The sequence below is a fragment of the candidate division KSB1 bacterium genome (genome assembly GCA_034506395.1).
In the GTDB taxonomy this organism is placed as follows: Bacteria; Zhuqueibacterota; Zhuqueibacteria; order Thermofontimicrobiales; family Thermofontimicrobiaceae; genus Thermofontimicrobium.
Genome location: JAPDPQ010000021.1, coordinates 38,002 through 51,059 on the forward strand (window position 1 = coordinate 38,002; position 13,058 = coordinate 51,059).

At 46.2% G+C, this 13,058-nt stretch carries 13 protein-coding genes; 4 read left to right on the forward strand and 9 right to left on the reverse strand.

What is annotated here, in order from left to right; genetic code table 11:
* Nucleotides 1-88: 88 nt before the first annotated feature.
* The 9 genes from ONB37_13605 to ONB37_13645 form a co-directional block, all read right to left on the reverse strand.
* Nucleotides 89-364, reverse strand: coding sequence for a DUF4321 domain-containing protein (locus ONB37_13605; protein MDZ7401191.1), 276 nt, complete (start codon nt 362-364; stop codon nt 89-91).
* A 68-nt stretch (nt 365-432) separates the two neighbouring features.
* Nucleotides 433-1,182 (reverse strand): CDP-diacylglycerol--serine O-phosphatidyltransferase, encoded by a 750-nt coding sequence (pssA, locus tag ONB37_13610; GenBank protein ID MDZ7401192.1) that lies wholly within the window; start codon nt 1,180-1,182, stop codon nt 433-435.
* A gap of 45 nt (nt 1,183-1,227) precedes the next feature.
* Complete coding sequence (locus tag ONB37_13615) at nt 1,228-1,869, reverse strand: phosphatidylserine decarboxylase family protein (GenBank protein MDZ7401193.1); 642 nt, start codon at nt 1,867-1,869, stop codon at nt 1,228-1,230.
* Between the two features lie 43 nt (nt 1,870-1,912).
* Nucleotides 1,913-2,623 (reverse strand): phosphoribosylaminoimidazolesuccinocarboxamide synthase, encoded by a 711-nt coding sequence (locus tag ONB37_13620; GenBank protein ID MDZ7401194.1) that lies wholly within the window; start codon nt 2,621-2,623, stop codon nt 1,913-1,915.
* A 297-nt stretch (nt 2,624-2,920) separates the two neighbouring features.
* Nucleotides 2,921-4,216, reverse strand: coding sequence for an adenylosuccinate lyase (gene purB, locus ONB37_13625; protein ID MDZ7401195.1), 1,296 nt, complete (start codon nt 4,214-4,216; stop codon nt 2,921-2,923).
* A 9-nt stretch (nt 4,217-4,225) separates the two neighbouring features.
* A complete protein-coding gene (locus ONB37_13630) occupies nt 4,226-5,431 on the reverse strand; it encodes a trypsin-like peptidase domain-containing protein (protein ID MDZ7401196.1) in 1,206 nt (401 codons plus the stop codon).
* Between the two features lie 381 nt (nt 5,432-5,812).
* Nucleotides 5,813-6,460, reverse strand: coding sequence for a fructose-6-phosphate aldolase (fsa, locus tag ONB37_13635; protein ID MDZ7401197.1), 648 nt, complete (start codon nt 6,458-6,460; stop codon nt 5,813-5,815).
* 29 nt (nt 6,461-6,489) lie between these two features.
* Complete coding sequence (truA, locus tag ONB37_13640) at nt 6,490-7,218, reverse strand: tRNA pseudouridine(38-40) synthase TruA (GenBank protein ID MDZ7401198.1); 729 nt, start codon at nt 7,216-7,218, stop codon at nt 6,490-6,492.
* A gap of 235 nt (nt 7,219-7,453) precedes the next feature.
* A complete protein-coding gene (locus ONB37_13645; GenBank protein ID MDZ7401199.1) occupies nt 7,454-8,260 on the reverse strand; it encodes an energy-coupling factor transporter transmembrane protein EcfT in 807 nt (268 codons plus the stop codon).
* Nucleotides 8,261-8,561: 301 nt separating this feature from the next.
* Here ONB37_13645 and ONB37_13650 point away from each other — a divergent pair, with 301 nt between their 5' ends.
* The 4 genes from ONB37_13650 (at nt 8,562) to ONB37_13665 (ending at nt 12,998) form a co-directional block, all read left to right on the forward strand.
* Nucleotides 8,562-10,601 (forward strand): oligopeptide transporter, OPT family, encoded by a 2,040-nt coding sequence (locus ONB37_13650; protein ID MDZ7401200.1) that lies wholly within the window; start codon nt 8,562-8,564, stop codon nt 10,599-10,601.
* A 70-nt stretch (nt 10,602-10,671) separates the two neighbouring features.
* Nucleotides 10,672-10,896 carry an AAA family ATPase gene (locus ONB37_13655; GenBank protein MDZ7401201.1) on the forward strand — a complete coding sequence of 75 codons (225 nt, stop codon included), beginning with the start codon at nt 10,672-10,674 and terminating at the stop codon, nt 10,894-10,896.
* A 215-nt stretch (nt 10,897-11,111) separates the two neighbouring features.
* Nucleotides 11,112-11,462, forward strand: coding sequence for a PqqD family protein (locus ONB37_13660; protein MDZ7401202.1), 351 nt, complete (start codon nt 11,112-11,114; stop codon nt 11,460-11,462).
* Between the two features lie 165 nt (nt 11,463-11,627).
* Nucleotides 11,628-12,998: an ATP-dependent Clp protease proteolytic subunit gene (locus ONB37_13665; GenBank protein MDZ7401203.1), complete on the forward strand. Its 1,371-nt coding sequence runs from the start codon at nt 11,628-11,630 to the stop codon at nt 12,996-12,998.
* Nucleotides 12,999-13,058 lie beyond the last annotated feature (60 nt).

A 13,058-nucleotide genomic window follows, 5' to 3' on the forward strand; every position in this document is an offset into this window, starting at 1 on the left:
CAAATGTCATAGAGACAAACAAGGCTGACGCATAACGAGCAAACGGATCGAATTCCATCGCATGAAGGGATGGGATCAGTGCATTCGTTTAATAACGATTTTGGTGATACCAGCGCAGCAAGTATGCCGCAAATGCAATGCTGACGATCCCAATAACATTCAAGATAAATTTAAACCCCAGAGTGAAACTGAGAAAACCTAAATTCAGTGTCACGGGATCGAATCCAATGGTAGCGGATCTGATAAAGAACTGTTTTACCACGCCATCTGGCAAGAGCAATGCTAAGAGATTGCCCAATGCTGAACCGATAATTGCTCCAAGAATCAGAAAGACGACGATGATTCCTAACGGTCTTTTGCGCATCTTTTGATCCTAAAGTTCATTTGCTATATTCGTTCTGACATCAAATATAATTAAAATGAATTAAAAATTCAATTGCTTTTTTGAGATAAATGAACCGTTTTACTCTCGCGGGGTAATTTCGAACCGCGAGTTTGGTGATAAATATATCGAATCACCCCCCATAAGATATAGGCGATAGTCATGGGATAAAAGGTTTCATGAGTTCGGAGCGCCAGGATTGTCAATAGAATGAAAATAAGAATGATGCCGATTGAGTTTTTTGCTCCTTGTCGAAAAGACAACTTGGGAAGCGTATAATACTCTACCGGACTTATCATTAACCCGCAGACCAGAAGCAGTTGAGGAACAAGGATGCGAGATAAATGAATATCGTCCCAAAAATGATAATTGAAAATAACGAAGGAAGCAGTACATAAAGCAGAATAGGGGATTGGCAGTCCAACAAATTTGGTCTTTGGTTTATTGCCATACAGAACGTTGAACCTGGCCAGTCGAATTCCTCCGAATAACAGCGGAAGAAAACTAATAATAATCCCCAACCGGCCTAAATTGACCAAATAGACCTTATATAGTAAAATAGATGGCGCCACTCCGAATGAAGCAAGATCGGCCAGTGAATCGAATTCGATGCCAAAGCTGCTGGTGGTTCTGGTGAGTCGGGCAAACTGCCCATCCAGCACATCGAACACAGCGGCCAGCGAAATGAGCCAGCAGGCCGAAATCACTTTGTCCTCCAGCACGCTGATAGTGCCCAGAAAGCCGCAGAAAATGTTGAGCGTAGTGAAAAGATTAGGAATGACGCTTTTGGTATTTTTCATCCTCGAATTCAATGCCAATTAGCACTCCATTAATAGCTGAAGGGCTCATTCATATCGGCCAATAATGGTTTCGCCAGCCCGCACCTTTTGATTGAGTTGAACCTGCAATTGAACTTCGAGTGGCAAAAAGAGATCGATACGGGAACCAAATTTGATCATGCCAAACCGCTGACCGCGCTGCACCGTCCATCCATTGCGAAGATTGCAAACGATCCGCTTGGCGAGGATGCCAGCGATCTGTTTGAACAACAATTTTATTTTCTCATTTTCGATGCCAATTAGCGTTTGTTCGTTCTCGTAAGCGGCAGCGGACTGATAAGCTGGCAGAAATTTGCCTTTATTATATTTTAAATAAGTGACTCGGCCTTCAACTGGGATTCGGTTGACGTGCACATCAAAAACCGACATGAAGATACTGATCCGGTAAACACGGGTCCCGAAAAAAATCGGCTCGGTTGTTTGATCGAGCAGAATGATCTTCCCATCGGCTGGCGCAACGATGATGTTCGGTTCTGTGGGCACGTGGCGCTCTGGATCGCGGAAAAAATAGATCGAAAAGAATACAAGACTCCAGCCGATCAGAGTAAACACCCCGAACAGCGGTCTCGGGTTAATTACAGCGCCGATAGTGATCGCAACGGCCATGGCGCCGAAAACGACGATGATCGGTGCTCCTTCTTTTGCCATTGATCCCTCAATTGGATAATTGTGCTTTTTATTCAGTCATCCATCAGGACGGCTGGAAGATTCGCTTCTTAATTTCTTCCAATTCCATTTCATTGCTCGGTTGGAGCAACTGAAACTCGGATCCGCTGATGTCAGCACCAGGCTTTGCTTCACTGAGCCGAAAAGTATTCAGTGAAATTTCGTCGCCAAGGACCAGTTTATCCTTGGCGCGGCCGAATTCCAGCGCTAGATCCACTAACCTATAATTCCTGCGTTGAAAGAACGACTTCAACACGGCATTGATTTTTGATGTGAGCCGTTCGATCACCCGGATTTCATCAGGGGTAGCCAGTTGCAATGCAATGGCATGGCTCGGATTGATCATGGGATTGTTGCGCTGCTCATCTTTTAGATAAAACTCAATAATCGGGTAATTGAGCTCTTTACCGGCCTCAAGTCCAAAACGCTGAGTCAAGCTCCCGGCTACAATATTGCGAATGGCGATCTCAAGCGGGATCATTTCCAGCCGGCGCACCAGCATTTCCCGACCTCCCAAATCCTTCACGTAATGGGTCGGAATGTGAAATCCTTCTAAATAATGAAACAAATAACAAGAAATGTCCTTGTTGATGATGCCTTTTCCTTTGATCAGCTCTGCGCTGCTGGCCTCAAAACCCATCGCATCATCTTTGAATTCTTGAATCAATTGATCCGATTCTTCGAGGGAATACAATTTTTTTGTTTTCCCATCGTGTAGTTTCTTTTTCTTTTTCAAGATGCCGTCTCCGTCACTAACAATTCTAATTTAATTCCGCGCAAGAAAAACTAACATGAAAATCGATTCTATTATATCTCAAACTCTACTTGCAAGAATAGCCACAGCCATATGCAAGATTCTATTTTCTAAATCCGCAAGGCAACATCCCAAAATAATTAGCGGTGCTTTTTCTATTAATTTTCCTCTGATTGAGTCACCGCAGCACATGGCAATCCATCATTCATTGCATCGACAGCCGACTATCCGCACAATAAAAGTTGCTTCTCCTTTAGAATTTCTTCAGCTGACGATAGGCTAAATGATGCCGACTCGCTGGAAAATCGAGTCAATATTTCTGAGATGCACTCGAAGATCGAAACATGCATCGATCTCAGATGGCGAAAGCACTTGACGAATTTCAGCGTTCGTCATGAGCAATTGTTTGAAAGATCCTTTATTTTGCCAAACCTGCATCGCACAATCCTGGACCAGTCGATATGCGGTCTCGCGCAACATCCCTTTTTGGGTGAGCGCTAATAGCACGGCTTGGGAGAATATCACGCCCTGAGTTTTTTCCAAATTCGCCATCATATTTTCCGGATAGACCAGCAATTGATCCATAATAGCAGCAAATCGGTTGAGCATATAGTCGATCAATATGGTGCTATCCGGGAGGATGATCCGCTCAACGGAGGAGTGGGTGATATCGCGCTCATGCCAGAGAGAAACATTTTCCATGGCAGCGAGCGCATTGGCGCGCACGATGCGACTTAGCCCTGCAATTTGTTCACAATTGATCGGGTTGCGTTTATGGGGCATGGCCGAGGACCCTTTTTGTCCCTTGGAGAAAAATTCTTCTACTTCAAGGATCTCAGTCCGCTGAAGATTTCTGATTTCAGTGGCGAATTTTTCTAAAGAGCAACCGATCAGAGCCAACGTAGTCAAAAAGTGGGCATAGCGATCGCGCTGAACAATTTGGGTGGATGCGGGTGCCATCTTTAGATTAAGTTTTTCGCCCACCCGGGCCTCGATATCAGGATTGAGATGCGAGAAAGTTCCAACTGCTCCGGATAATTTTCCGACGGCGATCATTTCGATGGCTTGATCAAGCCGAGCCAAATGACGGCCCAGCTCATCGTACCAAACGGCCAGTTTCAAACCGAAAGTGGTCGGTTCCGCATGAACGCCATGGGAGCGACCGATGCAATAGCTGTACCGATGCTCCAGCGCGCGACGTTTGATAACCTCTCGAAGCTGAATAAGATCGTTGCGGATGATCTCTCCAGCCTCTTTCAGGAGCAGGGCATTGGCCGTATCTAATAAGTCCGATGAAGTCATCCCCAAATGGACGTAACGAGACGCCTCGCCGACATATTCCGCCACATTGGTCAAAAACGCAATAACGTCATGCTTTACTTCTCGCTCAATTTCTAAAATACGTTGCGTATTAAACTGTGCTTTGCCACGGATTTGTTCCATTGCCTCAGCCGGGATAGCCCCCAATTCGGCCTGGACCTCACACACGCAGAGCTCCACCTTTAGCCAGGTGCGAAATTTATTTTCTTCGGTCCAGATCGCCCCCATGGCCGGCAGCGTATATCGCTGAATCACTGCGCCTCCTCATCGGATTTCTTCCAATTTCAATGATAGGGAAATATTCCTTCCTTGGCGAATCACTCGCATCTCCAATACATCGCCACCTTTCACATCTGAGTTGTCGATCACCGCCCAGACATCTTCTTTGCTATGGATCTCTTGCTCATTGATGGCGACGATCACATCTCCGATTTTAAAACCTGCACGACTGGCTGGGCTGTTTTTTTCCACACCCGAGACAATCACGCCATCGGTTGAGCGCAAACCTAAATATCGGGCTAAAGAAAAAGTGATGTCCTCAATTTCGAGGCCGGTTCGGAATCTACGATTGACTCTGCCAAATTGCCGTAACTCCTGAATGATCCGTTTAGCCCGATTTATCGGAATGGCAAAACCGAGACCAATGGAGGTTCCAGTCCGCTCACTCCCCGAAAAAATAAAGGTGTTGATCCCGATGACTTCGCCCACACTATTGACCAACGGTCCGCCGCTATTCCCACTATTGATCGCCGCATCGGTCTGAATCATGTCCTTATAGACCCGATTATCGCTTTGTTTGCCGAAATCCCGATCGGTTGCGCTGATAATCCCCTGGGTCACCGATGGCTGACCCATATCGAATAGACCAAATGGATTCCCAAAGGCAATTGCCCATTCGCCGATGATCAGATCATCAGAATTTCCTAAGATGACGTATGGCAACGGTTCGGTAGAATCGATCTTGAGCAACGCAATATCGGAAATATAATCCGATGCCACAACGTTTGCCTGGAATTTTTTGCCATTGGGCAGCGTGACGACGATCTCTGCCGCCTGGTTGACCACATGCTCGTTGGTCACGATATATCCCTCTGGGGAAATGATAAATCCAGAACCCAACCCTTTGACGATCTGCTGTCGGGTCTCTGGGAAAAAATGTCGGAAGAACGGATCATCGAACAACCAATCTCGGGAACGATACTCCCGAATCTGCAGCACATTGATCCCAACCACAGCAGGACTGACCAATCGGACCGCCTCTGTAATTGCATTGCGCCGAGAATTTTCAAACGGCGCTGGCGTGGGAGCCGATCCTTGCATAGGGTTCTGATTCGTTGCCACATAACTAGCTGGCATCGCATTGGTGTGAAAGATCGGTGATTGCTGTCGTGGTTTTATCTTCGGTGCCACCATAAATCCGATCAAGCAGCCAATGACCAGAACTATCATGTGAGACCAAATCTTCTTCATTTTTTTATCTCTGAAAGATTTCGTTGCGATATTTTTTGTGCAGATTGGTTAAAGTTTGATCATCTGATCTAACAGCTATTTCGTTACAAAAAATGGCAAGCTATCTGAGACCCTCCATGAATGTTATTCTGTTCAGCCTTATTAACAAAAACATTTTTCAATGTAACCTGCGGCTTACAGAGCATTCCAAATTGGATTTGGTACAGAGCTATTTGAATTGATGAATTCGCTTCCTCAAAAATCAAAAGAGAATTCGCACAGATTAAGCTGCGATGCTATGTGCAAGATGCCATACAGGTTCGTCCGATTCATAACCCAAATAAGCACCGCGCAGTTGAAAACTCTCAATGTTTGCTAAAAGTACACCTATTCAAATTCAAGCTATCGGGCTTTTACTTTTTCCCAGTCAGCTAAAAACCGTTCGATCCCTAAATCTGTCAATGGATGCTTCACCAATTGTTCGATGACTTTGAACGGGATCGTGGCAATATGGGCACCCGCCAAGGCTGCCTCAACCACGTGCAGCGGATTTCGAATGCTTGCTACGATGATTTCAGTTTTGAATTGATAGTTGCGAAAGATGGTCACGATGTCACGCACTAAATCCATGCCCCAATCACTGATGTCGTCAATACGGCCAACGAATGGGCTGACGTAGCTGGCACCAGCCTTTGCTGCAAGCAATGCTTGTGACGCGCTGAAGATCAAGGTGACGTTCACGCGGATGCCTTCCGACTCAAGTTGTTTGATGGCGCGCAATCCGTCCTTGGTGATTGGTATTTTTACGACGATATTGGGGTGGATTTTCGCCAGCTCGCGTCCCTCTCGGATCATGCCATCTGCATCGAGACTGACGACTTCGGCGCTGACGGGACCATTTACCAATTGACAGATAGCACGCAAAATATCTTCAAATTTCCCTGGTACTTTTGAAACCAAAGAGGGATTAGTCGTTACACCATCCAATACGCCCAGTGCCGCAGCTTGCCGGATCTCATTGATATCAGCCGTATCAATAAAAAATTTCATCGCAAACAACCTCCAGTTCAGATTCCAGATCAATAGTAAATTTTCTCAAGGCAAAGTCCTTTTGCTGGGACTGTTGGCCCAGCTTGGCTTCGGTCGCGGGATTCCAGAATGACGGGGATCTGTTCAATCGCAGTAAATCCTCTGCCGACATTGATCAGCGTGCCCAGAATAATTCTCACCATGTGATGCAGAAAGCGATTGGCAACGATTGTTAAAATTATTAGATCGTCTTTTTGTTCCAATTTGATGAGCTCAACAAAACAGCGATAATGTTCTAATGGCTGATCCACGTGACAAAAGGCCCGAAAATCGTGCTCCCCAAGCAAATATTGGGCGGCCAGATTCATTCGTGGCAGATCCAATTTGGATTTGTAGCACCAAACATACCATCGATCGATGGCTCTCTCTCGGGTCGTGATGGTATAACTATAGGCGCGTTTGATCGCATCGAAGCGGGCATGAAAATTTTCTGGGGCCTCTTCCGAAGCGATAATTCTTACATCCCTCGGCAGGTTGCCATTCAATGCAGCCGTTATGATATTTACTGGCATAGAATTGGAAATGAGGAAATTGGCCACTTGCCCACGGGCGTGAACACCTGCATCGGTACGGCCAGCGCCATGAACCGTGATTTCTTGGTTGAAAATAACCTTAAGCGCTCGCTGAATTTCTCCTTGAACCGTCCTCAGTCCCGGTTGGTATTGCCAGCCATGAAAACGGGTTCCATCATATTCGAGCAATAGCTTTATGTTTCTCATACCACTCATATCATCAATCATCAGACATTTTTGCTGCCCCATCGAAAATCGATTTGTGGTCATTTTAATTTGAATTGCCCAGAAAATCTCATCTCCGAGAAAAAACAAGCCGCGATTGAGTGATGCTGTGATGACCATGATGCAGCAATTTTGGGGAACCAATGAATAATCGACTGCCAGTCTCGAATTCATGTGTTTGGTTCAAGCTATTGCGTCGGTGTTGCGTGGTCATGATTCAAAATTTTACTAGGATGAGAATTGCCATAAAAATAGCATTGATCCCCAAAACAAAATAATCAACATAATGAAACGATAGTTCCTTGAATGTGGAGCGGCCTTTTCCTCCAACATAGCATCGCGCATCCATTGCTAAGGCTAATTCGTCGGCGCGCCGGAAAACCGAGACAAACAAGGGCAAAATGATGGGAAAAACGCTCTTGATGCGCTGGATCAGATTTCCATCGAACCTTGCGCCACGAGACATTTGGGCCTTTTGTAGCTTGTCCGCTTCTGCTAATAATGTTGGGATGAAGCGCAACGAAAGGGTCATCATCAGGGTCAACTCATGGGTTGAAATTCCGAAACGTTGAAGTGGCTTCAAAAACCGACCCAGCGCATCGGTGATCTCCATTGGCGAAGTGGTTAACGTCAATAGTGCAGCGAATAAGATCAGAATCGACAGACGAAGCGAATAGATCAGACCGTTTTTTAAGCCCACATCGGTAATATTCATTTTAATTAACGGCAAGGTGAGCAATAGCTGACCTGAACGGGTCAGAAGAACCTGGAAAAACAAGGTCAAAATAAGCAGCCAGAAAAAAGGGCGGAGGTTGCTAAAGACAAGGTATGGGGGGATTTTCGATAGAGCGATAATGATGACCAATAGCATAAGAGCCAACGCTAATTTTATCAAGCTCAATGTCACCATAAAAGTGGTCATCATGGTCAATATAAAGAGCAATTTCGTCCGCGGGTCGAGTCGATGCACGAAAGATTCTGATGGATAATAGAGTCCCAGAGTAATATCTTTTAAAATGGCCATTCAAACTCTCGTTTGAACAATCGCGGTGAAGACCCATTATCCGATTTCGACCGAGAAAAGGATGCCTCACCGAAGACAAGCATAATCATTTGTTATGTTGATTCATTGGTTAGAGGCAATATAATAAATTTTATTTAAAAAATCAAGTGGCTGGTCTTGGCGAGGAAAATTTCTCTTGACTTTTTGATGATTTTATTTTAAGTTGTATGGCAATTTAGCCAATTATATTAACGGCAATTCAACACTTACTTTCGCCTCACAAACAACCTGAAAATCTGAACCAACCTCGGGAGGAAACTTTATGGCAGAAGCGAAGGCCTCATCGGGAGTGTCCTACAAGCCTTATGTGCCGGCAGATCAGAGTCTCAAGGAATTCACGCTGAAAGCATTGCTAATTGGACTGGTCATGTGTGTGGTGTTGGGAGCTGCCAACGCATACCTTGGGCTGAAAGCGGGGATGACGATCGCAGCAACCTATCCAGCAGCCGTCATCGGGATGGCGGTTCTCCGACTCTTCAAGGGGAATATCCTTGAGGAAAATATGGCACGAACCGTTGGCTCGATTGGGGAATCGGTTGCTGCTGGCGCCATTTTTACGCTGCCAGCTTTTTTTATTGCCAAAATCTGGTATCCCAGCTTTTTTACAGCAAAAAATTACATTCTATCCGCAGTCATTATGTTGGTCGGCGGAATTCTGGGCATTATGTTTGTCGCCCTATTGCGGCGAGTAATGGTGGAGGACACAGAGCTGCCGTTCCCCGAATCTGTTGCTGCGGCGGAAATTCATAAAGCGGGTCGCGCCGGTGGGACGGGCGCCAAATTTTTGTTCAGCGCCATGGGCATCGGAGCCGTAATCCAGGCCATGATCCAATTTAACATCTTCAAGAGCACCTGGGAACATTTTGTTGGCTTCGCCAAGAAGGTCATCGATCTCAGGTCTACTGGACAAGCGGTGGGACAAAGCGGCATCCTGTTAAGCTCGCCAGGTATCAGTCCCGCCTATATCGGCGTTGGCTATATCATTGGTCCTAAACTTGCGTCCCTTAACTTTAGCGGCGGACTGTTGGCGTGGGGTTTATTTGTACCGATTTTAACCTATTTCATTGGTCCCACATTGGTTCCCTCAGGAGAGGCGGAAACCGCAACGTGGATTGGAATGGCCACGAATGTGTGGCGGTTCATTGTGCGACCGGTCGCCATCGGTGGGATGCTAATGAGCGCGGCCTATACCTTGTTCCGAATGCGAAATAGCTTGGCGGTTGGATTAAAACGCTCGATCGGCGATGTGAAAAAGGCCGCCACTGGAGAACATGTCATCATTCGGACCGAAAAAGATTTGAGCTTTCCACAGGTGCTGCTCGGCATTCTGCTAACTGCTATTGCCACATTCTTCATTTATCTTTATTTCGCCAAAGACCCAGTTGCCGCGCTGGTGGCAATGATCGTGATGATCCTGGCTGGGTTCTTTTTTGCCGCAGTGTCTGGCTATCTGGTTGGCATCATCGGTTCCAGCAATAACCCAATCAGCGGGTTGACCATTTCCACCTTGCTCATTGCTGCGATTTTGATGGTGGTTTTAGGGATGAAAGAGGACACTGGTGTCGCGGCAGTATTGGGCGTAGCGGCTGTGGTATGTGTGGCTGCGGCTGTGGCCGGTGAAATGTTGCAAGATCTAAAGGTCGGTCATATCCTCGGTGGAACGCCATGGAAAATGCAGGTTGGCGATCTCATCGGTGTGACCTTGGCCGCGGCTGTGATGTTTCTGCCGATCATCGTGCTTCACGAGGGCGACATCAAGACCGGTGGCACTGGTCTGGGCGGCGCCAAATATCCTGCCCCTCAAGCCAGCCTGATGGCATTGCTATCGCAGGGGATTGTGAAGGGCGATATGGCCTGGCCGCTGATTATTGTTGGGATGCTGATGGGCTTCGGATTGATCCTGATGCAGGTTCGCAGCCCGATGCTGGTGAGCGTTGGGATGTATTTGCCATTAGAAACGACCTTTGCCATTTTCATCGGCGGATTAATTAAGGGGATCGTCGAGAAAGTTAGCGCAGCGCGAAACCACAATGCGGCGCAAAAGGCTCGCGTCGAGAACAATGGTGTGCTACTGGCTGCTGGGCTGATCGCTGGTGAGGCGCTCATTGGGCTGCTTTTTGCCTTACTCGCTGTGCTCGAAATCAAATATGGCTCGATTTTGCCAACGATATTCCCGTTCCTCCCATTGCCGTTTTGGGTGAGTTTATTATTATTGGTCTTTATCGGCTGGCTGCTGGTCCAAATCCCCATCAAAAACGCTGGCAAAGCAGATGAACCAGCGCCACCCAGCGCAGTGATGTAAAGTTATTATTTTGGGGGGACTCTTTTAAAGAGTCTCCCCGTATTTTATCACTTGCTTTTGCAGGTTCAAAATGATCAAAAGGATCAGAATTGAGGGATATACATCGTTTCGTGCACTCGATCTGGAGCTAAAGCCGCTCGCTGTCATTTTTGGACCCAATGCCTCAGGGAAAAGCAACATTTTAGATGCAATTTTTTTGATCTCTCGCCTTGCCACACAAAAAAATATCAATGAGGCATTCATCGGCCATCGCGGCTTTCTGTTAGAGAGCTTTCTAGATAGTGTGGAGAAATAGAAATATGGATCAATCTTTAAAATGAGAAACCTGTACACAATTTTTAATTTAAGGTTCGAAAGAGAACCGTCCTCAAAAAAATCTTTGCCCAAGAAACAGACATAAAAACGTTGAATTTGGGAGTTATTTTTTTAATCTAGAGTGCATATTGATGAAATTTCATACCGCATTTTTCTATTTTGAAGCTTATCTTTCAATATATTGCCAGAACAAAAGTGAAAGCGAACCTTTTCGATCAGATTCCCGAACCTACCATCCAATTCGAAGAATTGGAGGACGGCACTATTATTTTGATTCAGCCGAAGTTTACTAATAAATGGCTGATGAGATATATTCTCCCTCGTCTCAGCAAGCCAAATTTTCGAATTAAGCTCGACAGTTTCGGGAGCTTCGTTTGGAAACTGATAAATGGTCAAAATACCGTAGAGCAAATTGCCAATCTATTTCAGGCACGGTTCAAGGGAGAAATTGCCTCGGTTCATGAGAGGGTAGCTTTGTTCGTTCAAATGTTAGCTCGTCATGGTTTTATCCGTTATAAAAATGATGCGAACGGATCAGCAAACTAAATCTTGCACTTGGAATTTCTCTTCGAAGTCGAATAATTCGTCGTTTCTTTTGCAGCACCGAATACAGCGGCGAGTTTGATCACTGAGCGGAATGTAATAAAAAAAACCAATATCGTAACGAATATTTTGAATCAAGCATGTGGGTGAAGACTGGGTTTCCAATTCATGAACATTTTCTTTACTAAAGCTTTTTTGATTTATTTGGGGGCGCTGGTTTCGGTTATTCTGAGTATTGGTGGCGGTTCAGCTCAATCATTGGAAAGAGTCGATCGGGATTCAGCGGCTTCTTATTACGTCAAGATCGAAGGGGAGATCAATCTCGGTGTACCGAATTATTTATCCAGGGTCATCCAACAAGCCAATCGAGAACGAGCCGGGGCGGTCATTTTGGAGATCAATACGCCAGGTGGGCGAGTCGATGCAGCGCTGGAGATTCGGGATGCGATTTTTGGAGCCGAAGTGCCAGTGGTTGCGTTCATCAATCACGAGGCGGCTTCGGCTGGGGCACTGATCTCGCTGTCTTGTGACAGTATCTATATGTCTCCTGGCAGCTCGATTGGCGCCGTCACTCCAGTCGATATGCAAGGCCAGAAAGCATCAGAAAAAATGGTCTCTTATCTTCGTTCCGTTATGCGGTCGATTGCGCAGCGGAATCATCGCCCAGTGGATCTTGCTGAAGCAATGGTGGATGAGGATGTGTCCATCCCAGGCGTGATTGAAAAAGGGAAACTGCTGACCTTGACGGCCGAGGAAGCAGTGAGACTGAGAATGGCTGATGCTGTCTTGGAGGATCTTGATGGGGTTCTTGAGCGTCTCCAGCTAAGCACGGAACGAATGATCCGCACCCGAATTACCTGGTCTGAAAAACTGGTGTACTGGCTCACTAATCCCATTATCAGCTCGCTATTATTGACCCTTGGGATTTTGGGGTTGATCTTTGAGGTCCGAACCCCAGGCTGGGGAATCGGCGGAACGCTATCGCTTTTGGCGCTGGCGCTCTTTTTCGGAAGCCATTATTTGGTCAATTTGGCTCAATGGACTGAAATCCTGATTTTCTTGGCTGGACTGGTATTGATCCTTCTGGAGATATTTGTCATCCCTGGATTTGGATTGCCAGGAATTTTGGGGATCGCGCTCATTTTGGCCAGCTTCGTGCTCAGCCTTCTTCCTAAATTGGAAGGTATTGGCTTCGAAGAGATCCTGAACTCTATTACGAAAGTGGGGATCTCGTTCATCGCTGCTTTTATTCTGATCATCCCGATCATTCAATTGGTCCCTAAATCGCGGGCGTTTCAAAAATTGATCCTCGATACCAGTGAAAAAAGCGCTGAAGGTTATCGTTCATCTCCAGCATATTACGAACAGTTTTTAGGCGCTGAGGGTACTGCAGTTTCGCCGTTGCGACCTGTTGGCATCGGATTATTTAATGGACAGCGCTTGAATGTTGTGGCTGAAGGCGATTTCATTGAGCCCAATCAGAAGATCAAGATCATTAAGGTAGAGGGAAATCGGGTGATCGTCAGGAAGATCTCCTGATCCCTACGCTGTAGCTCTATGATTCGTACAAATTTTTCAAACTCGATCATTTGGACATTC

Coding starts and splice junctions, on each gene's coding strand:
- ONB37_13655 (MDZ7401201.1), top strand. CDS start 10,672: ATGATCAAAAGGATCAGAATTGAGGGATATACATCGTTTCGTGCACTC.
- truA (MDZ7401198.1), bottom strand. CDS start 7,218: ATGAGAAACATAAAGCTATTGCTCGAATATGATGGAACCCGTTTTCAT.
- ONB37_13605 (MDZ7401191.1), bottom strand. CDS start 364: ATGCGCAAAAGACCGTTAGGAATCATCGTCGTCTTTCTGATTCTTGGA.
- ONB37_13645 (MDZ7401199.1), bottom strand. CDS start 8,260: ATGGCCATTTTAAAAGATATTACTCTGGGACTCTATTATCCATCAGAA.
- ONB37_13615 (MDZ7401193.1), bottom strand. CDS start 1,869: ATGGCAAAAGAAGGAGCACCGATCATCGTCGTTTTCGGCGCCATGGCC.
- pssA (MDZ7401192.1), bottom strand. CDS start 1,182: ATGAAAAATACCAAAAGCGTCATTCCTAATCTTTTCACTACGCTCAAC.
- ONB37_13630 (MDZ7401196.1), bottom strand. CDS start 5,431: ATGAAGAAGATTTGGTCTCACATGATAGTTCTGGTCATTGGCTGCTTG.
- ONB37_13650 (MDZ7401200.1), top strand. CDS start 8,562: ATGGCAGAAGCGAAGGCCTCATCGGGAGTGTCCTACAAGCCTTATGTG.
- ONB37_13665 (MDZ7401203.1), top strand. CDS start 11,628: ATGAACATTTTCTTTACTAAAGCTTTTTTGATTTATTTGGGGGCGCTG.
- fsa (MDZ7401197.1), bottom strand. CDS start 6,460: ATGAAATTTTTTATTGATACGGCTGATATCAATGAGATCCGGCAAGCT.